We start from the raw sequence: 24,948 nt of genomic DNA, 5'->3' as shown, positions 1-24,948 counted from the left end.
ACAAGAACAATCGGAGACCTCGCCATGATCCAGGAGCAGCGGCTCGTCCGCCTGATCACCCTGAAACTCATCCCTTTTCTGGTCCTGCTGTACCTGGTGGCCTACGTCGATCGTTCGGCGGTGGGCTTTGCCAAGCTGCACATGGGGGCCGACATCGGCCTCGGTGATGCGGCCTACGGCCTGGGTGCCGGGCTGTTTTTCATCGGCTATTTTCTGTTCGAAGTCCCCAGCAACCTGCTGCTCGATCGCTTTGGCGCACGGCGCTGGTTTGCCCGCATCCTGCTGACCTGGGGGGCGATCACCGTCGGCATGGCGTTCGTCACCGGGCCCAGCGGCTTCTATGTGATGCGCTTCCTGCTCGGCGCGGCGGAGGCGGGGTTCTTCCCTGGCGTGCTGTACTACATCACCCAGTGGTACCCGGTGCGCCATCGCGGCAAGATCCTCGGCTTCTTCATCCTGTCGCAACCGCTGGCGATGCTGATCACCGGGCCGCTGTCGGGCGCCTTGCTGGGCCTGGATGGCAACCTCGGCCTGCATGGCTGGCAGTGGCTGTTCATCTGCATCGGCGCCCCCGCCGTGTTGTTGGCCTGGCCGACCCTGCGCCTGCTGCCGGACGGCCCGGACAAGGTGCGCTGGCTGGATGATGCGCAGCGCAGCTGGCTCAAGGAGCAGCTGGCCGAAGACCAGCGTGCGTTCGGCCAGACTCGCCACGGCAACCCGCTGCACGCCCTGAAGGATGGCCGGGTGTTGCTGCTGGCGCTGTTCTACCTGCCGGTGACCTTGAGCATCTATGGCTTGGGCCTGTGGCTGCCGACGCTGATTCACCAGTTCGGTGGCAGTGACTTGGTGACTGGCTTCGTTTCGGCAGTGCCGTACCTGTTCGGCATCATCGGCCTGTTGATCATCCCGCGCAGCTCCGACCGCCTCAACGACCGCTATGGCCACCTGGGCTTGCTGTATGCGTTGGGCGCGACGGGGCTGTTTCTCAGCGCCTGGCTGACGCTGCCGGCGATGCAGCTGGCCGCGTTGTGCCTGGTGGCTTTCGCGCTGTTCTCCTGCACGGCGATTTTCTGGACCTTGCCTGGGCGTTTCTTTTCCGGCGCCAGCGCGGCGGCCGGCATCGCCCTGATCAACTCGATCGGCAACCTCGGCGGCTACCTCGGCCCGTTCGGCATCGGCGCGCTCAAGGAACACACCGGCCAGCTGTCCTCGGGCCTGTACTTCCTGGCCGTGATGATGCTGTTCGGGCTGGTGCTGACCGGTGTCGTCTACAACCGCCTCGAGCGCCGCCAGCGCCAGGCATCCGTGAACATTGCAACCGACAAGCGAGCACAAGCATGCGACTGATCCAATTCGAAACCGCCGCCGGCCAGCGCCGGGTCGGCGTGGTGGAGGGCGAGCGCGCCCTGGAAATCCGCGGCGTGAGCAGCACCCGCGAACTTGCCCTGCAGGCCATTGCTGCAGGCCGCGACCTGGTCAGCCAGGTGCAGACCGCGGGCCTGGGCGAGGGCCATGACTACCGGGCGCTCCTGGCCGAAGGCCGAGTGCTGCCACCTTTGGACCACGAAGACCCGGCGCACTGCCTGGTCACCGGCACCGGCCTGACTCACCTGGGCAGCGCCGCCACCCGCGACAAGATGCACCAGCAGCAGGCCGAGGGTGCCGTCACCGACAGCATGCGCATGTTCCAGTGGGGCCTTGAAGGCGGGCGGCCGCCCGCAGGCGAGGAGGGCGCGCAACCGGAGTGGTTCTACAAGGGCGATGGCGCCATTGTCGTGCGCCCCGGTGCCGACTTGCCGTTGCCGGCCTTTGCCGAAGATGCCGGCGAGGAGCCGGAGCTGGTCGGGCTGTATGTGATTGGCGAGGGCGGCACGCCGTTCCGCCTGGGGTACGCGCTGGGCAACGAGTTCTCCGACCACGTGATGGAGCGGCGCAACTACCTGTACCTGGCGCATTCCAAGCTGCGCGCCTGCAGCTTCGGCCCGGAACTGCGCCTGGGCGCGCTGCCGGCGCACCTGGAAGGCCGCAGCCGCATCTTGCGCGACGGCCGGGAGCTGTGGAGCAAGCCGTTCCTGTCCGGTGAGCAGAACATGTGTCACAGCTTCGAAAACCTGGAGTTCCACCACTTCAAGTACCGCCAGTTCCTGCGCCCGGGCGATGTCCATGTGCATTATTTCGGCACCGCCACGCTGTCGTTCGCCGACGGCATCCAGGCCCGGCCGGGGGACACGTTCGAAATCAGCCTGGACGCCTTCGGCGAGCCGCTGCGCAATGGCATCGTTGCCTCTGAACACGCGGTGCGCCCAGGCCTGGTGAAAAGCCTTTGAGCCTTCAATCGTTGTCACAGGAGTCAAGCATGTCGGGAAGCAACTTCATCGGCGGCGCCCGCAGCGCCGCAGGCAGCGTGCGCCTGCAGAGTTTCGATGCACGCACGGGCGAGGCCCTGCCGGTCGTCTTCACCCAGGCCACGCCTGACGAGATGGATGCCGCCGCCTGCGCCGCCGAGCAGGCTTTTGCCGAATACAACGGCTTGGCGCCAGAGCGCCGTGCGCAGTTTCTGGATGCCATTGCCGGGCAGCTGGATGCGCTTGGCGAGGCCTTCATCGACACGGTCTGCCGCGAAACCGCCTTGCCTGCCGCCCGCATCCAGGGCGAACGCAGCCGCACCAGCAACCAGCTGCGCCTGTTCGCCCAGGTGCTACGCCGTGGCGACTACCTGGGCGCCCGCATCGACCGCGCCCAGCCCCAGCGCCAGCCGCTGCCGCGCCCTGACCTGCGCCAGTACCGCACCGGCGTCGGCCCGGTGGCGGTATTCGGCGCCAGCAACTTCCCGCTGGCGTTCTCCACGGCAGGCGGCGATACCGCTGCCGCGCTGGCTGCCGGTTGCCCGGTGGTGGTCAAGGCCCACAGCGGCCACATGGCCACTGCCGAATACGTCGGTGAAGCCATCCAGCGCGCGGCCGAGGCCACCGGCATGCCGGCCGGTGTGTTCAACATGATTTATGGCGCCGGTGTGGGCGAAGCGCTGGTGCGCCACCCGGCGATCCAGGCGGTCGGCTTCACTGGCTCGCTCAAGGGTGGCCGGGCCTTGTGCGACCTGGCGGCAGCGCGCCCGCAGCCGATCCCGGTGTTTGCCGAGATGAGCAGCATCAACCCGGTATTGGTACTGCCGGCGGCGTTGCAGGCCAGGGGTGAGCAGGTAGCGGCGGAGCTGGCGGCTTCGGTGGTGCTGGGTTGCGGGCAGTTCTGCACCAACCCGGGCCTGGTTATCGGCATGGCGGGGCCAGCGTTCTCGGCGTTCGTGGCCGCCCTGGCTGCACGCATGGCCGATCAGCCAGGGCAGACCATGCTCAACGCCGGCACCTTGCGTAGCTATGCCAGTGGCGTGGCGCGCCTGCACCAGCACCCGGGCGTACGCCACCTGGCTGGGCTTGAGCAGTGCGGTGGCCAGGCCCATGCGCAGCTGTTCCAGGCCGATGTCAGCTTGCTGCTGAGCGGTGATGAGCTGTTGCAGGAAGAGGTCTTTGGCCCGACCACGGTGGTGGTCGAAGTGGCCGACGAAGCCGAACTGCGCCGTGCATTGGGCGCCTTGCATGGCCAGCTGACGGCCACGCTGATTGCCGAACCTCAGGACCTGCAGCGGTACGCAGCACTGGTGCCGTTGCTTGAACGCAAGGCTGGCCGCCTGCTGGTCAACGGTTACCCGACCGGGGTCGAGGTGAGCGATGCGATGGTGCACGGCGGGCCGTATCCGGCCACGTCCGATGCGCGGGGGACCTCGGTGGGGACGTTGGCCATTGATCGTTTCTTGCGGCCGGTGTGTTATCAGAACTATCCGGATGGCTTGCTGCCGGCTGCGTTGCAGGATGGCAATCCGCTTGGGGTGTTGCGGTTGGTGGAGGGTGTGTACAGCCGTGAGGCGTGAGCCTTGAGGTATGTTGCGCCTGTGAGAGGATATCGGCCACCCCAGCCAGGACCCCCGAACGCAGCCTGATGAAGACACCAAAACGAATCGAACCACTGATCGAAGACGGCCTGGTCGACGAAGTACTGCGGCCCTTGATGAGCGGCAAGGAAGCGGCCGTTTACGTGGTGCGCTGCGGTGCCCAGGTCCGCTGCGCCAAGGTCTACAAAGAGGCCAACAAGCGCAGCTTCCGCCAGGCCGCCGAATACCAGGAGGGTCGCAAGGTCCGCAACAGCCGCCAGGCCCGGGCCATGGCCAAGGGCAGCAAGTACGGCCGCAAAGAAGCCGAAGACGCCTGGCAGAACGCCGAAGTGGCGGCGCTGTTCCGCCTGGCCAATGCCGGCGTACGGGTACCCAAGCCGTACGACTTCCAGGATGGCGTGCTGCTGATGGAACTGGTCACCGACGCCGACGGCGATGCCGCGCCCCGCTTGAACGACGTGCACCTCGAGGCCGAAGAGGCCCGTGAACATCATGCCTTCGTCATCCGCCAGATCGTGCTGATGCTCTGCGCCGGGCTGGTGCATGGCGACCTGTCTGAATTCAACGTGCTGCTCGGCCCTGACGGCCCGGTGATCATCGACCTGCCACAGGCGGTGGACGCGGCGGGCAACAACCATGCGTTCAGCATGCTGCAGCGGGACGTGGCGAACATGGCGCATTACTTCGGGCGTTTTGCCCCGGAGCTCAAGGCCACCCGCTACGCCGATGAGATGTGGGCGTTGTACGAAGCTGGCGAACTGCGCCCGGACAGCCCACTGAGCGGGCAATTCGAAGAAGACGACCATGCCGCCGACGTGGCCGGGGTGATGCGCGAGATCGACGCCACCCTGCGCGATGAAGCCCGCCGCCGTGCCGCGCGGGATGAGGCCGAGCATGGGCCGTCCAAGGCTGAAGAGCCGACGCCGCCGTGGATGCAGTAATTGCACTCGCACACGGGCAAAAACCGGCCATTGCCTTTGACGCAAGGCAGTATCTCGTCATCTGGCCTTTTCACTGGCGCCCGACAGGCATAAGGTATACGCCGTTAAAAAATGCCCTGGAGCTGTCATGTCCAACCGTTTCCCGTCCGTTCGTCCCCGCCGCCTGCGCCAGAACGAATCCCTGCGCACGATCTTCCAGGAAACCGAATTCCGCCTGGAAGACCTGATCCTGCCGATCTTCGTCGAAGAAGGCATCGATGACTTCGTGCCAATCACCAGCATGCCGGGTGTCAACCGCATCCCGGAAAAACGCCTGGCCCAGGAAATCGAGCGCTATGCCCGCGCCGGCATCAAGTCGGTGATGACCTTCGGCGTGTCGCACAACCTGGACGCCACCGGCAGCGACACCTGGAACGAGAACGGCCTGGTTGCGCGCATGTCGCGCATCTGCAAGGACACCGTGCCGGAGATGGTGGTGATGTCCGACACCTGCTTCTGCGAATACACCAGCCATGGCCACTGCGGCGTGTTGCACGACCATGGCGTGGACAACGACGCCACCCTGGCCAACCTGGGCAAGCAGGCGGTCATTGCCGCCGCTGCCGGTGCCGACTTCATCGCTCCGTCGGCGGCGATGGACGGCCAGGTGCAGGCCATTCGCAGCGCCCTGGACGGTGCCGGTTTTCACGACACCGCGATCATGGCCTATTCCACCAAATTCGCTTCGTCGCTGTATGGGCCGTTCCGTGAAGCGGGTGGCACCGCGCTCAAGGGCGACCGCAAGAGCTACCAGATGAACCCGATGAACCGCCGTGAGGCGGTGCGTGAGTCGTTGCTCGACGAGCAGGAAGGGGCCGATGTGCTGATGGTCAAGCCGGCCGGTGCCTACCTCGACGTGATCGCCGACATCCGCGCTGCGTCGCGCCTGCCGCTGGCGGCCTACCAGGTAAGCGGCGAATACGCGATGATCAAGTTCGGCGGCCTGGCCGGTGCCATCGATGAAGGCCGGGTGGTGCGTGAAAGCCTCGGCGCGATCAAGCGCGCGGGTGCCGACCTGATCCTGACCTATTTCGCCATGGACCTGGCCCGTGATGGGATCTGATCGCCTCTAGAGGTTTGTCGCCGGCGAGATCGAGCGCCGCGCGGGCGGCGCTCGGTTTCCGCATCACCACACATCACTCAACACAGACAAAAAAGCACTAAGCGCTGAATTATTTAGTGTCCCGTTGTATCAGATCCCATAGAGCTATCAGCAACAGGGAAACGGGCATGAAATCTCGCAAGAAAAGTGTCAAGCCGATCGGTTTGAAGGACATCACCATCGTCGACGACGCCAAGATGCGCAAGGCGATCACCGCCGCCGCTCTGGGCAACGCCATGGAATGGTTCGATTTTGGTGTCTACGGCTTCGTCGCCTATGCACTGGGCAAAGTGTTTTTCCCCAATGCCGACCCCAGCGTGCAGATGATCGCGGCACTGGCCACGTTCTCGGTGCCATTTCTGATTCGCCCGCTGGGCGGGCTGTTCTTCGGCGCCCTGGGCGACCGCTTCGGGCGCCAGAAGATCCTCGCCGCAACCATCGTGATCATGTCGCTGAGCACCTTTGCCATCGGCTTGATTCCGTCCTACGCCTCGATCGGCATCTGGGCGCCGATCTTGTTGTTGCTGGCGAAGATGGCCCAAGGCTTCTCGGTGGGCGGGGAGTACACCGGGGCATCGATTTTCGTCGCCGAGTACGCCCCGGACCGCAAGCGTGGCTTCCTCGGCAGCTGGCTGGACTTTGGCTCGATTGCCGGCTTTGTCCTGGGGGCGGGGGTGGTCGTGCTGATCTCCACCGTGCTCGGCGAAGAGAAGTTCCTCGAATGGGGCTGGCGTCTGCCGTTCTTCCTGGCCTTGCCGCTGGGCATCATCGGCCTCTACCTGCGCCACGCCCTGGAAGAAACCCCCGCGTTCCAGCAACACGTGGACAAACTCGAGCAGGGTGACCGCGAAGGCCTGGCCTCGGGGCCGAAGGTGTCGTTCAAGGAGGTTGCCACCCAGCACTGGCGCAGCCTGATCACCTGCATCGGCGTGGTGATCTCCACCAACGTCACCTATTACATGCTGCTCACCTACATGCCCAGCTACCTGTCGCACAACTTGCACTACAGCGAAGACCACGGCGTGCTGATCATCATCGCGATCATGGTCGGCATGCTGTTCGTGCAGCCGATCATCGGCCTGCTGAGCGACAAGTATGGCCGCCGCCCGTTCATCGTGGTCGGCAGCGTCGGGCTGTTCGCCCTGGCCATCCCGGCGTTCATGCTGATCAACAGCGGCGCGCTGGGGCTGATCTTCGCCGGCCTGCTGATCATCGCCGTGCTGCTGAACTTCTTCATTGGTGTGATGGCCTCGACCTTGCCGGCGATGTTCCCCACGCACATCCGCTACAGCGCCCTGGCCAGTGCCTTCAACATCTCGGTGCTGATCGCCGGCTTGACCCCGACGCTCGCCGCCTGGTTGGTGGAAAGCAGCGGCAACCTGTACATGCCGGCTTACTACCTGATGGTGATCGCCGTGGTCGGCCTGGTCACCGGCGTGACCATGAAGGAAACCGCCAACAAGCCGCTGCGTGGCGCAGCGCCGGCTGCGTCGGACATCGAAGAAGCGCGCGAACTGTTGCAGGAGCATCACGACAACATCGAGCAGAAGATCGAAGATATCGACGCGCAGATCGCCGAGCTTGAGGCCAAGCGCCAGGTGCTGGCGCAGCAGCACCCGCGTATCGACTGAGGCTCAGCGCGGCATGTAGCCGCGCTGCCAGGCGCGCGGAATGAAGCGCGACACCAGCGCCAGCAGGCAGGCCAGCGCGGCGCTGCCGGCCATTGCCTGCAGGCCCAGGCGCTGCTGTAACCAGGCACCCAGGGCAGCGCCGAGCAGCATGCCGGCCCAGGGCACCAGTTGCACCCGCCAGCCATTACGCCGCTCGCCCAGCAGCCAGCGGCCCAGGCCGCGGCCGAAGCGCGACAGGGCGCCGGTGACGTAGGTCAGGCCGATGGGCAGGCCATTCACCTCTTCCACTACCGCATTGATCATGCCCATGGCCAAGGTGGCCGCCAGCAGCGCCGGGAACGTCGCCGCAAACGGCCATCCCGCGGCGCAGGCAAGCAGTGTGGCGACCACCAGCAACACGGGCCAGGCTCGGCGTCGGAAGCTACGGGCCAGCATGACACCCAGCGCGTTGCCGGCCACGAAGCCCAGCACGGCGCCGCTCAGGCGCAGCACCATGGCCAGGTCCGCGTCACTGATGGCCACGGCCAGGCGCGTGGTGTTGCCGCTCATGAACGAGACGAAGTCGCCCAATGCCAGCAGGCCGATGGCATCCGTCATGCCCGCCAGCACCGACAAGCCGGCCACCAGGCCAAGGCCGACGCGGCCGCGTAGCACGTGCAGGCGCAGGCGCCTGGCCGTGCGCGCGGGGTGGGCGTTGGGCAGCATGTGCGGGCTTCAGTGCGGCAATTCGCGGGCGAGGGTGCTCTTGATGGTGCGCTCCACCACATCCACCAGCACCATGGTCTGGTGGTCCACCTCGATGTTCAGCAGCTCGCCGGCCTGGTAGCGGGCGAAGGTGGTCTGGCGCAGGGTCTCGGGGATCAGGTTGATGGTCACCACGTTGTCCTCGACATCGGCGACGGTCAGGCTGCAACCGTTGACACCGATGAAGCCACGCGGGAACACGTACTTGCCCCACTGCGGTGGCATGCGGAAGGTGATGAAAGCGCCGGTTTCCTTGATCGACAGCTCGACGACCTCGGCGGTGGTGGCAATGTGGCCGGCCATCAGGTGGCCACCCACTTCGGCGTTCATTTTCGCCGAGCGCTCGATGTTGACACCCTGGCCAGCCTTGAAGCAGCGCAGGTTGGTGCGTTCGAGCGTGGCGGTCATGGCGTCGAACCTGACCTGGGTGCCGTCGATTTCAGTGACCGACAGGCAGGTTCCTTCGACACTGACGCTGGCGCCGATCTTCAGCTCGTCGAGCAGTTCCGGGGTGAGGTCGATGGTGAACTGGTTGTGGCCCGGGTAGGTGGTCACATCAAGCAGAGGGCGGACGGCCTGGACGATGCCGGTGTACATGGAGTTGCTCCTGGGCACAGAGTGGGAAAACATCAGGAAGCTATGCCCATGGAGCGGCAAATGCAAGTTGCCTGTGCCGGCCTCAGAGGTGCCCGCTGCTGTTCACGATCCGCAGGCACAAGGCCTCGTAAGGGTCCAGGTTGATCATCAGGCGGCCGTCTTCGCTCAGGTCGCCTTCGACCGTTTCGTTGATCATGTCCACCACCGTCCCGGGGGTGAAACCGGTCAATTGCAGCTCCTCGGCAATCACCGCCTGGCCGAAGTTCAACGCACTGATCTGGATGCCACGCCCGGCCGGCAGCTCATGCACCATCACCAGCAGCCCCGGGCTGCTGACCTCGGGCACCAGCACCTGGCGGCTGGTGGCGATGCCGTAGGCCTGGCGCACGGCCAGCAGTTTCTTCACCTGGCTGGCGAACGACGCGGGGTTGTCCAGCTGGCTGTCGAGGCTGCCATACAGCGAGCGCGCGCGCGGCATGCCGCGCACCGATGTCTCTGCCTGCGGGGCGAGCCCGGCCAGGTCGTAGCCGCCGCGGTGGATCCAGCGGGTATCGCCGTCGGCCATGCGCTCGGCCACCGCCTCGGCCGGCAGCGGCAGGGCACCGACCATGTCCCAGCCGGACAGCGCGAGCACGCCCGGTTGCATGGCGTTGTACATCACCAGCAGCAGGTGCACCTTCTGGATCAGTGCGATGTCCGCCGGGCTGATCCGTTCGAGGTCGCGCATGCCCAATGCTGCAGTGATCAGGCTGGCGGTGGTGCAGGCGATGCCGTTGGTGACGAATCGCTGGTTGTACGGTGCATGCTCACCGGACAGGCGTTCGTAGATTTCCTCGCGGATGTGCTCGCGCAGGATGCTGCCAGGCAGCGTCTGGCCCTTGTACAGGTACATGTCGTGGGCGTGCAGGGTCCAGAAGTGCACCAGCTCGACGGTGAGTTCGTCGTGGTTCTGCAAGGCGTGGATCAGCGACGCCGGATCGATGCCGAAGGCGTGCATTTCCTTGAGCATCAGGCGCAGGAATTCGGTGTCGCCGGTCAGCAAGGCATGCTGGTAGGCGGGGCGGGTGATGAAGTCGTAGGACAGGTCGGCTCCGCCCTTGGACATCTGCGCGATGTCGTCCAGGGTCAGGTTGAGCTCCTGGAAGCTGAAGCCGCCGGCCTTGCGGATCATGCCGCCGATCAGCTGGTTGCCGACGATCGACAACGGGTGGCTCTCGGACCAGGCACTGCCGCTGGCGCGGGTTTCCACGCCGAGAAAACCGTTGGCATCCAGGCGCAGGCCGCGGGCACCCAGGCAGTCCAGCGCGTGCAAGGCGTCGCCGATGATCATCTGCTGGGCGGCAAAACTGGGGTCGAGCCAGTTCAGGGATGGCTGGCCTTCCTTGAAGTAGTGCAGGTACACCCAGCGCCGGGTCTTGCCGTCGACCCCGGTGATGGGCGCGGTGGCGCTCCAGTCGGTTTCCTTGACCCCAGGCTCGAAAAAGATCACCCGCTGCAGCTGACCGACGATGTAATGGCGCGACTTGAGCTCGTCGCACTGGGCCGGCGACAGGTTCACGGCATCGCGGCCCTCAGGCACCTCGGGCAGCAGCGGCCAGTCCTCCTCGCGGATCTCGACCATGTGGTAGAGCCCGGGGTAGGCACCGTGGGCCAGTTCGGCCAGGCGAAAGTCCGCGCCCTTGCCGGTGTGCGAGGGGATCAGGTCGTCGATGGTCACGGCATTGTGCGCGGCGGCCAGGCGGCTCATCTGCACCAGCTCCTGTTCATTGCCGTAGAGCGGGTCGATGTCAAAGCTGATGCGGTCGAAGTTGCCGTCGATACTGGGTGTGAAATCACGCCCGCGAACCCCGCCAGACTGCTTGATGGGGCCGGTGTGGATGCCCTGCACACCAATCTCCGACAGGCGTTTCCACAGCGCTTCATGGCCGAGGGCGGCGAGCACCGAGCAGCCTTCCGGGGCGATGATCGCGTCGGGGTAGACCGTCAGCCATACCGAGGCGATTGCGGTGGCGCGGCGTGGCTGGGCTTCGGCGTAGGGGTTCTGCCACAGGCGTGACTGGCCGGAGTACAGGCGGGCTCGCTCCTGTGAGGCCTTGAGCATCGAACGGTCTTCGAGCCATTGCAGGTATGACGGGTCGGGCTGGGTCATTTCGCGTCCTCTTTGCGTGGCGGCACCGGCCAAGGTTATGACGGCACCGCGGGCGGATCGTTCGGCTTGAGGCCGGTCATTGCTGCGCCACGGCCCACAGTTGTTGACGAAACCATTGTCGCAGCGGGTCGGCATGGGTCCGCTCATGCCAGATCTGCATGAGTTCGATCTTCGGCACGTTCAGGGGCACAGGGTGCAGGCACAGCTCCGGTTCCCTCTCGGCGGCCTCTTCGGCGACCGAGCGCAGGCAGGTGAGCAGCAGGTCGGTGCCCGGTATCAGTCGCGTCGGGGCGATGAAACTGGACAAGCCAGCCACGATTCGCCGGCTGCGCCCGGCCGCTCGCAGGGCACGGTCCACCAGGCCGTCAAGGTCGCCGGTGAGGGTCGTCAGCAGGTGGTCGCAGGCCAGAAACGCCTCAAGATCGAGCCCCGCATGCAGGCGCGGGTTGCTACGCGAAGCCAGCACCACGAAGTCCTCGCTGAGCAGGCGTTGCTGATGGAAGGTGTCTGGCAGGTCGGTGTAGAAGCCCGCGATGGCCAGGTCGCAGGTGCCTTTTTCCAGCGCCTCGCGCGGCAACTGGCCAGCGGTGTTGTGGGTGATCAGCACCAGGTTCGGCGCCTGGCGACGCAGGATCGGCAGCAGCCTTGGCAGCAGGGTCTGTTCCATGAAGTCGGTGCTGTACAGGTGCAGGCGCGCCGGACGGGCGAGAAAGTCCTGGCCGTCACAGCGTTCGTAGAATGCGGCCAGGCTTTCGACCAGCCGCTGTACCTCGGGGGCCAACTCATGCGCCCGCGGGGTGGCGGCGAGGCCACGGGGGGCACGCACGAACAGCGGGTCGCCAAACTGGTGCCGCAGTTTGTTCAGCTTATGGCTCAGCGCCGGTTGGCTCAGGGCCATGCGCGAGGCGGCGAGGGTGGCGTTGCGTTCCTGGTAGAGCACGTGGAACAGGTACAGCAGGTTGAGGTCCTTGCTGGCGATATTCATTTTATGGATCACAGGAATAAGAGCTTTCGAATTATCGAATTCTAGCGGCCTGATTACGATGGGCCCAGTTCCCCTCTCTTCTCAGGTGAAACCGATGAACAAGCTCAATAACCTGGCGCTGGCAATGGCCGGTGCTCTGCTCGCCACTACGGGCCATGCCGCACCCAAGGGCGAGATCGTGGTGCTGCTATCCAGTGAACACCAGCTGCCGCTGCAAGACGGCAAGCAATACCCTACCGGTTATTACCTGAACGAGTTCGGCGTACCTGCCGATCAATTGCTCAAGGCCGGTTACAAACTGGTACTGGTGACCCCCAAAGGCAATGCGCCAAGCGTCGATGTGCGCTCGGTCGATCCGCAGTACTTTGCTGGCGATGCAACGGAAATGCGGCGCATCGAGCAAGTCGTCAAGGGCCTGCCAGGCATCGACGACACCTTGTCGGTGAAGGAACTGCTGGCAGGTGGGCTGGAGCGCTATGCCGGTCTGTTCATCCCCGGTGGCCATGCGCCGTTGATCGACCTGGCCAACGACCCCGACGTAGGCACCTTGTTGCGCCATTTCCACGCGGCCGGCAAACCGACCGCCGCCATCTGCCACGGGCCTATCGCCTTGTTGGCCGCGCAACAGGACCCGGCCAGTTACCAGGCTGCCCTGGCACGTGGCGAACAGCCGGCGGCCCGTGACTGGGTGTACCAGGGGTATCGGATGACGATTTTCTCTGACCCCGAGGAGCAGGTTTTCGAGCGCTCGCTCGCGCCGCAGCGTTTGCAGTTCTACCCGGCCAAGGCCATGGCCGGGGCGGGCGGTGCCATGAGCTATGCCAAGGCCTGGCAGCCGCATGTCCAGGTTGACCGGGAACTGATCACTGGTCAGAACCCGTTCTCTGACAAGGCACTGGCCAAGGTGCTTCTGGAGAAGCTGGCCGAGCGCGAGCAGAAACAGTGACTGCCCACACGCCAGCGCCCCGCCGGTGAGTGCTAGAACCTGTACTTGGCCGTGATCATCAGGTTGCGCGGCGCGCCCCAGGTGTCGCCGCCGTAATCTACCGAACTGGCAACGGCCGAGTAGTACTTGCGGTCGAACACATTGTTGGCATTGAGCTGCAGGTCGAGGTGCTGGTTGACCCGGTAACCCGCCATCAGGTCGGTGATGGCATAGGCGCCCTGGACCAGCCGGTACTCGCTGCCGTCGGCCACGGTGAAGTCGTTGTAGATGCGGCTCTGCCAGGCGATGTTGCCGCCGACGCGCAGCTTCTCCAGCGGGCCCTGGAAGTGGTAGACGGTGTTCAGCTTGAACATGTGTTCCGGGGTGTCGGTGTCGAAACGCTGATTGACCTTGGCCGGGTTGGCGGCGTCCTTGATGGTGTGCGCGCGGGCGTAGGTGTAGCCGCCCCCGACCTGCCAGTTCTCGGTCAGTGCACCTTGCAGCTCCATGTCGATACCCTGGCTGCGGACCTCGCCCGAGGCTTCGTAGCAGGATGTTTGCGGGCAGTTCGCGACGAATACCTGGGTGGCGCGGTTTTCCTGGTCGATGCGGAACAGCGCGATGCTGGCATTGAGCGCGCCGTCGAAGTATTCGCCCTTGATGCCGACCTCGTAGTTCTTGCCCACGATCGGTTTCACCGGGGTACCGGAAGTATCCTTGGAACTTTGCGGGGTGAAAATGTCGCTGTAGCTCACGTACACCGAGTGATGGTCGTCGAGGTCGTAGATCAGGCCTGCATACTTGGTGACGTTGCGGGTGACCTTGTAGTCGCCGTCGCCATCGCGGTTGTCATAGTCGTACCAGTCCAGGCGCCCGCCGAGGATCAGCTTGAGCGGGTCGGCGAGGTTCAGCCGGGTGGTGAGGTACACGCCGTCCTGGGTGGTGACTTCACGCTGGTTGCCGGTGTGCACGAAGTTCGGCTTGCTGCCGTTGAGCGGCCAGTGCATGTCGTAGGGGCTGTAGTTGCGCGTGTCCATGTCGTAGATGCGCTTGCTGGCGCCGACCACCAGTTCGTGGCTACGGCCAAGCAAGTCGAACGGCCCGCTGACGAAGGCATCCAGGCCGGCCTGGTTTTCCTGGTGCCTGGACTGGTACACCGTGCGTTCAAGCGGCGCCTGCAGCCCGGCCCAGCGCGACTGGTAGGACCCGGTGAAGGTGCCTTGCTGCTGCGCGTAGTTGGCATTGACCTGCAGCTTCCAGTCATTGGCCAGGCGCTGGCGCAGCTCGGCGAACACCGTATCGATCTGCTGGTCCTTGTTCTCCCAGTCGCTGCCGGGGTTGTAGGAACGTGAGAAGCCCAGGTGGTGACCATCCACCGCAGTGGGCATGGCCCCCCAGAAATTATTGGTCTTGTCCGTCTGGTGCGAGAAGCCGAGCATCAGGCTGGTGTCATCGGACAGGTCGGCCTCGCTCACCGCATAGAACAGGCCATGGTCTTCCTCGACATCATCGATATAGCTGTTGGCGTCACGGTAGGACGCCACCACGCGCCCGCGCAGGGTGCCGCTGTCGTTGAGCGGGCTGGAGGCATCGACCTCGCCGCGGTAGTCGTCCCAGCTGCCGGCGGCGCCGGTCAGGGTGACCTTCTGCTCGGCCAGCGGCCGCTTGCGCACCAGGTTGATCGCCGCCGACGGGTTGCCGGCACCGGTGACCAGGCCTGTGGCGCCGCGCACCACCTCGACCCGGTCGAACATCGCCAGGTTCGGTTGGGCACCGACCACGTAGCCGGTGTAGCCGCTGGGGATACCGTCGTACATCAGGTTGTCGATGTCGAAGCCGCGAGCCGTGTAGGTCTGCCGGCCTGGCCCGCTGGAGTAGTCGAGGAACAGGCCAGGCGTGGCCTTGACCACATCGTTGATGCTGGTCATGGCCTGGTCGTCCATGCGCTGGCGGGTGATCACGGTCACCGCCTGGGGCGTTTCGCGCATGCTCAGCGGCAGCTTGGTGGCGGTGGACATGGAGCCGGTGGTGTAGGAGCCCGAGCCTTCGGTGGTGCTGCCCAGCCTGTCCGAGCTGATTTCAGTCGCGCCCAGCTCCAGCGTGGTTGGAGCGTCTTCGGCCAGTGTGGGCGCGGCCATGGCCATGCAGACGGCCATGGCGAGCGCATGATGGGCGGTGAGGGGGCGCGTGTGCGCAAGGGGCGACAACATGATAAGCAGGCTCCTGACTTTCGCTAACGTAACTAATTATGAGAATGATTAGCAGTTAGTTTGTCAGGATGTGTCGCACCTTGGGAAGGTGGCGAGCCAGATCCATTACAAAATTTTCACAAATCACCCGGTGCGGGTGATCTTCTTGCCACGCTGGCTGGCTACTTCGATTGCCTGCCCGTCGCGCTGCTTGCCTTGTCGTGCCAGGCCTTCCAACTGCGGAATCAGCATGCCTTCCGGCAGGTGCCGCCAGAACCTTCCCGGCATGTGCAGGCGCAGCGCGTCAGGGTTGAGCCGGGCCGGATTGAAAGTGTGCCGGTAATAGGTACGCCACAGTTCAGCGCCGGGGTCGTCGGCATTGTGCGCCCATTGCCGCCAATCGTCTGGGCAAAGGCGTCGATAATCGAATGCCTGACCATCGAAGCGAATGCCATCCTGCGGGGTTGCGATTAGCCAGCGCTGGCGCCCGAGGCGGTCGGCGAAGTGCGCGCTGGCGCTTTCCAGGATGTCGTGAGCGGGTTCGTGGTAGGCCACCAGGTCCAGCTGCAACCGCTCGGCCAGCGTCTCGGGCAGCGGCACGAAACGCACGAATGCGTGGAGGTGGTGCGCCTCGCGGCTGACCTGCCTGATGCGCCGCTGCAACTCACTGCCCAGGCGGTCACCCGCCAGCATTGCGGTACGGTCGCCATGGGCCACGCGCCAGAGCACTTCGTACAACAGGTTCCAGCGTTGTTCGCCGCGGTAGCGGGCCGCCTGCTCGAGTTGCGTGAGCAACGCGGCCGGCACCTTGGCACGGAATGGGCCGGGGCCTTCGGGCAGGGGAGTGGGCTGCGCCAGCAGGTCCTGGATCGGGCCTTGTGCCCACGTCACGTCGGCAGGGTCGATGCCATGCCCGAGCAGGGTACGCGCCTGGTTGCGCCACGTGGCGAACAGGTCATCGCAATCGAGCGCAATCACCCCCACAACCCCATCTGCTGCGGCGCCTGGGGTTCGCGCAGGCGTGCCCTGAGCAAGCCACTGCGTAGCTCGCCATCGGCGGGGCGGTAATCGCTGGTGACGATGAACGGCCGCGCCTTGTCCAGCACACAGCGCAGCTGGATCAGGTCGTCGTAGCGCACGCGCCGCTCGCGACGCAGCGCCACCAGCCGTTGCACGCTGCGCAGGCCGATGCCGGGGATGCGCGCCAGCAGCGCAGGCTCGGCACGGTTCACATCCAGCGGGAACACCTCGCGGTTGGCCAGCGCCCAGGCCAGCTTGGGGTCGATGTCCAGCGCCAGGTTGCCAGCCTGGCCGAGCAGCTCACCGGCTTTGTAACCGTAGCCGCGCAGCAGGAAGTCGGCCTGGTACAGGCGGTGTTCGCGCAGCAGTGGCGGGGCGGCCAGCGGCACACTGCCAGGGCTGTCGGGGATCGGACTGAAGGCCGAGTAGTACACGCGCTTGAGGCCGTAGCCCTGATACAGCGATTCGGCGTTGCGCAGCAGGGTGCTGTCGTCGGTGGCGTCGGCGCCGACGATGACCTGGGTGCTCTGCCCGGCCGGGGTGAAGCGTGGTGCCTTCGGTTCACCGGCCACGGCCTGCTGCCCCTGATGGATCACGCCCATGGCCTGGCGAATGGTATGTGCCTTCTTTTCCGGGGCCAGGCGCTTGAGGCTGGCGTCGGTGGGCAGTTCAATGTTGACGCTGAGGCGGTCGGCCAGGCGCCCGGCTTCTTCGATCAGCAGCGGGTCAGCGTCGGGGATGGTCTTCAGGTGAATGTAGCCACGGAAGTGGTGTTCCTCGCGCAGCAGGCGTGCCACACGGATCAGCTGTTCCATGGTGTAGTCGGCCGAGCGGATGATGCCCGAGCTGAGGAACAGGCCGCTGATGCAGTTGCGCCGGTAAAAATCGAGGGTCAGGCGCACCACTTCCTCGGGGCTGAAGCGCGCCCGCGGGACGTTGCTGGAGCGGCGGTTGACGCAGTACTGGCAGTCATACAGGCAGAAGTTGGTCAGCAGCACCTTGAGCAGCGATACGCAGCGGCCATCGGGGGTATAGCTGTGGCAGATACCCATGCCATCGGTCGCGCCCATGCCCTCGCTGCCCCGCGAGCTGCGTTTCGGCGCGCCGCTGCTGGCGCATGAGGCATCGTACTTGGCGGCATCGGCGAGAATGCCGAGTTTGGCAATGAGTTGCATGGGGATGTCTCGAAATACTGAATATTCATACAGTATTTCGAGACTTGTACATTTGCAAGGGCCAGCGCCGGCTTCAGGGCTTGCTGAACACGTAGAACAGGTTGGGCTCGCTGACGACGTAGAGGTTGTCGGCGCTGTCCATGGTCATGCCTTCAGGCTGCGGCGCGTCACGGTGCAGCCCGCCAAGCCAGGCACGCAGCGAACGGATACTGACGAAGCGGCCATCACCGTCGAGCTCGGTGATGTTCTTGGACTGGTCGCTGAGCACCAGCAGGTGGCCGGTGCGCGAGTCGTAGTAGCCGTCGGCCAGGTCGGTGGCGAACACGCTGCGCTTGACCCAGTCGCGGCGGTCGCTGACGGTAATCTGCAGGGGACCGCCGCTGAGTGCCGTGAGCATGCCGGTCACGGTGAACAACTGGCGTGGGTCGCGCTCCTTGATGGCGAACAGGCGGTCATGCTGGCGGTCGTAGGTCACCCCCTCGAAGCCCTTGTTGCGCAAGGTCGGGTTGATGTCGAGGGTGATCCACTGGGCCGCGCTGGCGTGGATCGGCTGCGGGTGGTCGGGCAAGGTGATCACGTCCAGCCGTTGCATCTGTTCGTCGCTGATGGCCAGGTGGCCATTGCCCAGGTAGGCCAGGCCTTCAGTGTCTTCGAAGTCCACCAGCGGGTAGCGCGCCACGATGTCGCCGCGCTTGCTCAACTCCAGCAGCTCCATGGGCACGCCATTGGTGATCGCCAGCAACCGGTCGCGGTCGTAGTCGTAGGTGATGCCTGACAGGTTGGTCAGGCTCGGGTCCACCACTTTGGCATCGATCGTGACCTTGAAGGCCGGCAACCAGACGTTCTTGCCGGGTGCGGTGTCGCCCGTCAAGCGGTTGCTCAGGTGCGCGTAGAGTTGCTGAGGCCAGAACGAGCGGGCGGCCTCGATGCCCACCAGTGCCATGGCCAGCAGGACGCCGACCGCGCCGATCTGGCCCCAGCGGTTCAAACGTCGCCACACATGCCGGCGCGGTGCTGGCAGGGTTTGAGTCGTCATTGTCCGGTCCCCTGTGCTGCTGTTTGCAGGTGTGCGGGCGTGTTGGCCCAGGCGAAGTGGTAGACCTCGGCAGGTACGGCTGGCTGGCATTGGCCGTTGTCGGCATCGGCACCGACCACGTACCACTCGGCGCGCGAGGTGTCGCCCAATCGGCGAGCCTTGTCGGCGTTGAAGCAGCGGCCCAGTTCGGTTTCCGGAACCAGGGCGAAGGCCGCGGGGTTCTGGCTTAACCAATACACCGCGGTTTCCGGCTTGGACTGGTTGGCGAAACCAAAATGAACGAGGGGTTGCCGGGCGAACAGCCAGTGCCCTTCACGCCAGTTGACCAGCACCAGTTCGGCGCCACCGGTGGCGCGTGCGGCGTCGCTCATCAAGGTTTCGTGGGGGTTGCGGCCTTCCTTGAGCGGCTCGACGAAGCCGCGGGCAAACCACAGGCAGAACCAGGCCACGGCAATGGCGGTGAACGCCTTGCGCCAGCCGGGGCGGCGCTGCAGCCAGCGCTTGAGCATCCACGGCACCAGCGGGGCGATGGCCAATACCAGGCCTGGCAGGGCGGGGAAGATGTAGAGCTTGCGCTTGCCGCTGCTCAGGCTGAAGAACAGCAATACCAGGGCCACCCAGCCGAGCAGCAGCAGGAAGCGCCCATCACGTTTTTGCAGCTGCCTGCGCCAGGCCGGGACCAGCCACGGCAAGGCCAGGATCAGGGGCAGCCAGTATTGCGGGATGACCTTGACGAAGAAGTACCAGAACGGCTCGCGATGGTCCCAGGCATTGGCGTAACGGTTAGCGGTCTGGCGCAGGAGAATTTCCTTCAGGTAGGCCAGCTCCGCGGCACCGCCGCCGTGGGCGATCGATAGCAGCAGCGGTAGTAGCCACACCGCGCAGCCTGCCAGCAGCCAGACGAAACCCAGGCTCCAGCGCCAACCCTGGCCGGGATACGCCACCACGCCGCGCCAGCCTTTGCGCACGGCCCAGGCATAAGGCAGCAGCATCAGTGCGGGTACGAACCCCACGCCCTTGCTGATGATGCCCAGCCCCATGGCCGCGCAGGCCATGTAGAACCAACCCCAGGCAGGCCCGAGCAACAGATGGCGGACCATGCCGTACAGGCCCAGCGCCACCCACAGGCACAGGTAGCTGTCGATCTGCCCGGTGCGCAGGATGCTGTAGCTCTGGTAGGTCGCCAGGAACAGCAGCGCGGCGATCACGCCGATGCGCCGGGTCCAGAGGCGTCGCCCCAGGTCATGCAGCACCAGGGTGATGGTCGCCGCAGACATCAGCCCCGGCAGGTACAGGGCAACCTTGGGCAAGCCGGTCAGGTAACTGAACAGGGCGACCGTCCACATGAACAACGGGGGTTTGTCGCCATAGATTTCCGCAGCACGGTGAGGGATGAACCAGTTGCCGCTCTGCAGCATTTCCAGGGCAACGCCGAGGAAGCGCTCTTCATCGACGTTCATCGGCTGGCGCCAGCCAATACCGGCACCGACCAGCAGCACGGCGAGTACAACCAGGGCCAGGCGTTCGGCCCCCAGTGTCTTGAACCTTGGCAAGGGCTATTCCTTCTGCTCTTTGTGGCGGGCAATCAACTGCAGGTTGCGCAGGTAGACCACCAGGCCGAACGACTGGCCGATGATGAATACCGGGTCCTCGCGGTAGATGGCATAGACCAGCAGCAGGGCGCTGCCGAGCATGCTCAGGTACCAGAAGCCCACCGGGATCACGCTGCGTTTCTTGAATTCGCTGTACAGCCACTGCAGCACGAAGCGGCCGGTGAACACGACCTGGCCGGCGAAGCCGACGATCAGCCAGAGGGTTTCGCGGGTCATCCTTCGAGCTCCTGAGGGTGGGTGTCGAGGCGTGTGCGGCGGATCAGCCACCAGACCCCGACCAGGTCGAGAATGCCGACCAGGGCGCGGTCCAGGTTGCCGTACTTGGACACGCCGGCATGGCGCGGGCGATGGTTCACCGGGTGCACCAGCATGCGGCCGTTGTGGCGCAGGATCAGCGCCGGGATGTAGCGGTGCATGTGGTCGAAATAGGGCAGGCGCAGGAAGGCTTCGCGGTCGATCAGTTTCAGGCCGCAGCCGGTGTCCGGCGTGGCGTCCTTGAGCAGGCGGCTGCGCAGGCCGTTGGCAAAGCGCGAGGCCCAGCGCTTGCTGGCGGTATCGCGGCGGTTGACGCGGTGCCCGGCGACCAGCTGGATGCCGCCGCCGAGGTCTTGGTTGCCGCGCACCAGGGCGAGCATGCCGGGGATGTCGGCCGGGTCGTTCTGCCCGTCGCCGTCAAGGGTGGCCAGCCAGCGGCCACGGGCAGCCTGGGCGGCGTGCCAGATCGAGGTGCTCTGGCCCAGCGAGCGGTCGTGGCGCAGGATGCGCAACTGGGGGAAGCCTTGCTGCTTGAGCTGCTTCAGCCTGTTGAGCGTCTGGTCCGTGCTGCCGTCGTCGACCACCAGCACTTCATAGTTTTCAGCGGCCAGCGCCGTGCGGATTTCCGCCAGCAGCGCCGGCAGGTTGTCGACCTCATTCTTGGCGGGGATCAGTACCGAGAGGTCAAGGGGATCAGTCATCGAGGCTACCTGTGTTCTTGTATGGATTGCGTGGTCAAACCCGGTAGAAGTCCCGGTACCAACCAACGAAAGCGGCAACGCCGTGCTCCAGTGGGGTGCCCGGCGAAAAATCGATCCAGCGCGTCAGTGAGTCCACATCCGCCCAGGTTTCCAGCACGTCACCGGCCTGCAACGGCAGGTATTCGCGCCGGGCCTTGATGCCCAGTGCGTTCTCCAGGCACTCGACGAACGCCAGCAGGCGCACCGGCTGGCCACGGCCGATGTTGAACAGCTGGCAGGGCGGTTGTCCGGCATCAGGCCGAGGCGGCTTCTGGCGCAGGCGCAGGATGCTCTCGACGATGTCGTCGATGTAGGTGAAGTCGCGCGCCATCTGGCCATGGTTGTAGAGTTCGATCGGCTGGCCTTCGAGCATCGCCCGGGTGAACTTGAACAGCGCCATGTCGGGGCGGCCCCACGGGCCATAGACGGTGAAAAAGCGCAGGCCGGTGATCGGCAGCTGGTACAGGTGCGCATAACTGTGGGCCATCAACTCATTGGCGCGCTTGCTCGCGGCATACAGCGAGATCGGCTGCTCGACCGGGTCTTCGACGCTGAACGGCTGTTTGGTGTTGGCCCCATACACCGAGCTGCTGGAGGCGTAGATCAGGTGGCGCGGCGGGTGCTGGCGGCAGGCTTCGAGCAGGTTGAGAAAACCGGTCAGGTTGGATTGCCCATACACCGCCGGGTTGTCCAGTGAGTAGCGCACGCCCGCCTGCGCCGCCAGGTGGATCACTTCGCTGAACGGCTGCCCGGCGAACAGTTGCTGCATGTCGGCGGCGTTGGCGATGTCGACCGTCTGGAAGCGGAAATTGGAATAGGCGAGCAGCTGTTGCAGGCGCGCCAGCTTGAGTTCGACGCTGTAGTAGGCGTTGAGGTTATCGATGCCCACCACATCGATGCCGGCTTCGCACAGACGGCGCGCCAGGTGGAAACCAATGAATCCAGCGGCGCCGGTGATCAGTACGGGCATGCTTGTTTCACCTGGCCACGGCCAATACCGTAATACGTAAGACCGGCGGCGGCCATGTGCTCGGGTTCGAACAGGTTGCGGCCGTCGAATACCACGCGGTCAGCCAGTTGCTGCGGGACCTGGTCCAGGTTCAGTACCCGGTAATCCTGCCATTCGGTGACGATCACCAGGGCATCGGCACCCTGCAGGGCGTCGTCCTTGCACGGCACCAGTTTCAGGTCGGGGCGGGCGCCGTAGAGCCGCTGGATCTCTTCCATGGCTTGCGGGTCGTGGGCCTGCACGCGGGCGCCGGCGCCCCACAGGGCTTCGAGCAGCACCAGGCTGGAGGCTTCGCGGATGTCATCGGTGTTGGGTTTGAACGATAGTCCCCAGACGGCGAAGACCTTGCCGTGCAGGCCATCGGGGTAGTGGCGCTGGATCTTGCTGAACAGCCGGCTCTTCTGCCGCTGGTTGACGGCTTCCACTGCGCCGAGCAACAGCGGGTCGAAGCCTTCGGCCTCGGCTGTCCTGCGCAGCGCCTGCAGGTCCTTGGGGAAGCACGAGCCGCCGAAGCCGCAGCCGGGGTAGATGAAATCGTAGCCGATGCGCGGGTCCGAGCCGATGCCGCGGCGGACCATTTCGATGTCGGCACCGAGGTGCTCGGCCAGGTTGGCCATTTCATTGATGAAGGAAATCTTGGTCGCCAACATGCAGTTGGCGGCGTACTTGGTCAGCTCGGCGCTGCGCGCGTCCATGAGCATGATTTTCTCGCGGTTGCGGCTGAATGGCTGGTACAGCTCGCGCAGCAACTCGACCTCGGCCGGTTCGGCACCGCCGATGATGATGCGGTCCGGGCGCATGCAATCCTCCACCGCCGAGCCCTCCTTGAGGAACTCGGGGTTGCTGATCACCTGGTAGCGTTCAGCGTCGGCCACTGCCTGGCTGATCCGCGCCTTGATACGGTCTACCGTGCCGACTGGCGAGGTGGACTTGTTGACGATTACCTTGGGGCCGTCGGCATGCTCGAGAATGCTGTCGATGACGCTGAACACGTGGCGCATGTCGGCGCTGCCATCGGCCTGGGGCGGGGTGCCGACGGCGATGAACTGCAACCTGGCGTACTGCGCCGCTTCAGCGGCATCGGTGGTGAAGCGCAGTCGGCCGCAGGCCAGGTTCTTCTCCAGGAGGGCCGCAAGGCCGGGCTCGAAGATCGGGCAATGTCCCTCGCTGAGCGCCGCTACCCTCGCGGCGTTGATATCCATGCATAGCACCGAGTGCCCCACTTGGGCCAGACACACCGCCTGGGTTAGGCCGACATAGCCGGTACCGAAAACCGTAACCTTCATTCAAAGCTCCATGGTGTGAACCTGTACGGGCAGTACCCCTGCTTGCGCAGGTGCCGGGATGCGGCCGCAGAGATCCTTGGCGAAAAAGCTGAAAAAAAATGTCACATTTTTGTTTAAATTTTGTTACCTGAGTGCGGCGCTCAGGGCCCTTGGGTGATGCACACGTTTGCTTTGTAAATGGAAGGCAAACTCATCTTCCTCGCGCACGGAAAAGTGCCCGGCGCAGGCCGGAAAGTTGAGCGATGGACGACTTGTTAGTTATGACTCGAACAAAAACCGGAAAAGGATCGGCACAGTGCAAGAGCATAGACAGTGAGTTGCGAAGTGCCAGAATATGCCGTGGGTTTCTTAGGATAAGTTGCACTAACAAGCGTCAGTTGTAGGCCCGGTAAGTTAGTGTTGCCCATGAGCGGCTTCGAGGGGCTAGACTCATAACGGATGTGCATCCATTCATACACCCTGACCACCGCTCCCCTCGAACCGGACTTCCTCGTCGACGGTGGCCTTCTTGCAGAGGAGGGCAGGTCATGGACGAGACAAGGCTTCACGAATTCATGGGCAAGCTTGTCGGTGACATGGGCGCTGCGGCGACCCTGGCCAATGTCATCCTTGGCGATGAACTTGGCCTGTACCGGGCCATGGCCGACAGCCAGCCGACCAGCCCCGAGGCACTGGCGGCCAAGACCGGCTGCCACCCCCGGTTGCTGCGAGAGTGGCTTAGCGCCCAGGCAGCCTCCGGCTACATGGTGCATGACAAAGGCACGTTCGTTCTGCCTGAAGAGCAGGCCATGGCTCTGGCCCTGGAAGACTCGCCGGCCTACATGGCCGGTGGTGCGGCGGTCATCGCGGCCTTGTTCCATGACAAGGACAAGTTGGTGGCGGCCATGCGCGGTGACGGCGGGCTGGCCTGGGGTGACCACCACCCTTGCATGTTCAGTGGCACCGAGCGGTTCTTCAGGCCCGGTTACCGCACGTTTCTCGTGGCGGACTGGTTGCCGGCGCTCGAAGGCGTGGTGGCCAAGCTGCAGGCCGGAGCCAAGGTGGCAGACGTCGGTTGTGGCCATGGCGCTTCGACCCTGGTCCTGGCGCAGGCGTTTCCGGCTTCTACCTTTACCGGCTACGACTACCACGCACCGTCCATTGCCACGGCAAGTGAACGTGCGCGCGAAGCCGGGCTGGCGGCGCGTGTGAGCTTCCAGCAGGCATCGGCCAAGGACTATCCGGGGCATGATCACGATCTGGTGTGCTTCTTCGATTGCCTGCATGACATGGGCGACCCCGTGGGCGCAGCAAAGCATGCCTACCGGGCGCTGAAGGCGGATGGCACGGTGATGCTGGTGGAGCCTTATGCCGAGGATTCGCTGGAGGGCAACCTGACGCCGGTCGGGCGGTTGTTCTATGCGGCGTCGACGTTCATCTGCACGCCCAATTCGTTGTCCCAGGAAGTGGGGCTGGGGTTGGGCGCTCAGGCGGGGGAGGCACGCCTGCGGGCGGTGTTCGAGGAGGCGGGGTTCACACGGTTCCGGCGGGCGACGCAGACGCCGTTCAACCTGATTCTGGAGGCCA

21 protein-coding genes are annotated in these 24,948 nt (G+C 64.8%); 8 read left to right on the top strand and 13 right to left on the bottom strand.

Translation table 11 applies throughout. From position 1 onward, the window contains the following. The first annotated feature begins 24 nt into the window (after nt 1-24). The 6 genes from HU738_RS22490 to proP all read left to right on the top strand — a co-directional run bounded on the left by HU738_RS22490 (nt 25) and on the right by proP (nt 7,659). The gene (locus HU738_RS22490) at nt 25-1,347 is read left to right on the top strand and encodes an MFS transporter (RefSeq protein WP_186604216.1); all 1,323 of its coding nucleotides are present in this window, start codon (nt 25-27) and stop codon (nt 1,345-1,347) included. Then, on the top strand, nt 1,338-2,327 hold the full coding sequence (araD1, locus tag HU738_RS22485; protein ID WP_186604214.1) for an AraD1 family protein: 990 nt from the start codon (nt 1,338-1,340) through the stop codon (nt 2,325-2,327). Before HU738_RS22490 ends, araD1 begins: the two co-directional genes overlap by 10 nt. Nucleotides 2,328-2,356: 29 nt before the next feature. Then, nucleotides 2,357-3,925, top strand: coding sequence for an aldehyde dehydrogenase (NADP(+)) (locus tag HU738_RS22480; RefSeq protein ID WP_186604212.1), 1,569 nt, complete (start codon nt 2,357-2,359; stop codon nt 3,923-3,925). Between the two features lie 68 nt (nt 3,926-3,993). Next, entirely contained in the window at nt 3,994-4,887 is an 894-nt protein-coding gene (locus HU738_RS22475; protein ID WP_186604210.1) for a PA4780 family RIO1-like protein kinase, read from the top strand. 127 nt (nt 4,888-5,014) lie between these two features. After that, entirely contained in the window at nt 5,015-5,989 is a 975-nt protein-coding gene (gene hemB, locus HU738_RS22470) for a porphobilinogen synthase (RefSeq protein ID WP_054887370.1), read from the top strand. A gap of 167 nt (nt 5,990-6,156) precedes the next feature. Beyond that, on the top strand, nt 6,157-7,659 hold the full coding sequence (proP, locus tag HU738_RS22465; protein ID WP_186604208.1) for a glycine betaine/L-proline transporter ProP: 1,503 nt from the start codon (nt 6,157-6,159) through the stop codon (nt 7,657-7,659). 3 nt (nt 7,660-7,662) lie between these two features. On the opposite strand, the gene HU738_RS22460 is transcribed toward proP, so the two are convergent. The 4 genes from HU738_RS22460 to HU738_RS22445 form a co-directional block, all read right to left on the bottom strand. Next, complete coding sequence (locus HU738_RS22460; RefSeq protein ID WP_186604206.1) at nt 7,663-8,364, bottom strand: YoaK family protein; 702 nt, start codon at nt 8,362-8,364, stop codon at nt 7,663-7,665. 9 nt (nt 8,365-8,373) lie between these two features. Further along, complete coding sequence (locus tag HU738_RS22455; protein ID WP_186604204.1) at nt 8,374-9,000, bottom strand: riboflavin synthase subunit alpha; 627 nt, start codon at nt 8,998-9,000, stop codon at nt 8,374-8,376. An 82-nt stretch (nt 9,001-9,082) separates the two neighbouring features. After that, entirely contained in the window at nt 9,083-11,149 is a 2,067-nt protein-coding gene (treS, locus tag HU738_RS22450) for a maltose alpha-D-glucosyltransferase (protein ID WP_186604202.1), read from the bottom strand. A 76-nt stretch (nt 11,150-11,225) separates the two neighbouring features. Further along, on the bottom strand, nt 11,226-12,134 hold the full coding sequence (locus HU738_RS22445; RefSeq protein WP_186604200.1) for a LysR family transcriptional regulator: 909 nt from the start codon (nt 12,132-12,134) through the stop codon (nt 11,226-11,228). A gap of 94 nt (nt 12,135-12,228) precedes the next feature. On the opposite strand from HU738_RS22445, the gene HU738_RS22440 reads away from it, so the two are divergent. Next, nucleotides 12,229-13,080 (top strand): type 1 glutamine amidotransferase domain-containing protein, encoded by an 852-nt coding sequence (locus HU738_RS22440; protein ID WP_186604197.1) that lies wholly within the window; start codon nt 12,229-12,231, stop codon nt 13,078-13,080. A gap of 32 nt (nt 13,081-13,112) precedes the next feature. Here HU738_RS22440 and HU738_RS22435 read toward each other — a convergent pair whose 3' ends face one another. From HU738_RS22435 to HU738_RS22395, 9 genes are all read right to left on the bottom strand, one after another. Beyond that, the gene (locus HU738_RS22435; protein ID WP_186604195.1) at nt 13,113-15,269 is read right to left on the bottom strand and encodes a TonB-dependent siderophore receptor; all 2,157 of its coding nucleotides are present in this window, start codon (nt 15,267-15,269) and stop codon (nt 13,113-13,115) included. A gap of 123 nt (nt 15,270-15,392) precedes the next feature. Continuing rightward, nucleotides 15,393-16,232, bottom strand: coding sequence for a TIGR03915 family putative DNA repair protein (locus HU738_RS22430; RefSeq protein ID WP_186604193.1), 840 nt, complete (start codon nt 16,230-16,232; stop codon nt 15,393-15,395). Further along, nucleotides 16,223-17,443, bottom strand: coding sequence for a putative DNA modification/repair radical SAM protein (locus HU738_RS22425; RefSeq protein WP_186604191.1), 1,221 nt, complete (start codon nt 17,441-17,443; stop codon nt 16,223-16,225). Before HU738_RS22425 ends, HU738_RS22430 begins: the two co-directional genes overlap by 10 nt. A gap of 73 nt (nt 17,444-17,516) precedes the next feature. Then, nucleotides 17,517-18,386, bottom strand: a complete 870-nt coding sequence (locus tag HU738_RS22420; RefSeq protein ID WP_225923523.1) for an SdiA-regulated domain-containing protein — start codon at nt 18,384-18,386, stop codon at nt 17,517-17,519. Nucleotides 18,387-18,475: 89 nt separating this feature from the next. Next, complete coding sequence (locus HU738_RS22415) at nt 18,476-20,032, bottom strand: ArnT family glycosyltransferase (protein WP_186604187.1); 1,557 nt, start codon at nt 20,030-20,032, stop codon at nt 18,476-18,478. Nucleotides 20,033-20,035: 3 nt separating this feature from the next. Further along, nucleotides 20,036-20,308 (bottom strand): lipid-A-disaccharide synthase N-terminal domain-containing protein, encoded by a 273-nt coding sequence (locus HU738_RS22410; protein WP_054887358.1) that lies wholly within the window; start codon nt 20,306-20,308, stop codon nt 20,036-20,038. Next, complete coding sequence (locus HU738_RS22405; protein WP_186604185.1) at nt 20,305-21,048, bottom strand: glycosyltransferase family 2 protein; 744 nt, start codon at nt 21,046-21,048, stop codon at nt 20,305-20,307. The genes HU738_RS22410 and HU738_RS22405 overlap by 4 nt, the downstream gene beginning before the upstream one ends. A 34-nt stretch (nt 21,049-21,082) precedes the next feature. Beyond that, entirely contained in the window at nt 21,083-22,057 is a 975-nt protein-coding gene (locus tag HU738_RS22400) for an NAD-dependent epimerase (protein ID WP_186604183.1), read from the bottom strand. Next, nucleotides 22,045-23,382: a UDP-glucose dehydrogenase family protein gene (locus HU738_RS22395; protein ID WP_186604181.1), complete on the bottom strand. Its 1,338-nt coding sequence runs from the start codon at nt 23,380-23,382 to the stop codon at nt 22,045-22,047. The genes HU738_RS22400 and HU738_RS22395 overlap by 13 nt, the downstream gene beginning before the upstream one ends. A gap of 527 nt (nt 23,383-23,909) precedes the next feature. Here HU738_RS22395 and HU738_RS22390 point away from each other — a divergent pair. Beyond that, a partial coding sequence (locus tag HU738_RS22390) for a class I SAM-dependent methyltransferase (RefSeq protein WP_217871498.1) occupies nt 23,910-24,948 on the top strand: 1,039 nt, incomplete at its 3' end.

The sequence above is a fragment of the Pseudomonas vlassakiae genome, assembly GCF_014269035.2.
GTDB lineage: Bacteria > Pseudomonadota > Gammaproteobacteria > Pseudomonadales > Pseudomonadaceae > Aquipseudomonas > Aquipseudomonas vlassakiae.
This window is presented reverse-complemented; position numbering and strand designations above follow the sequence as displayed.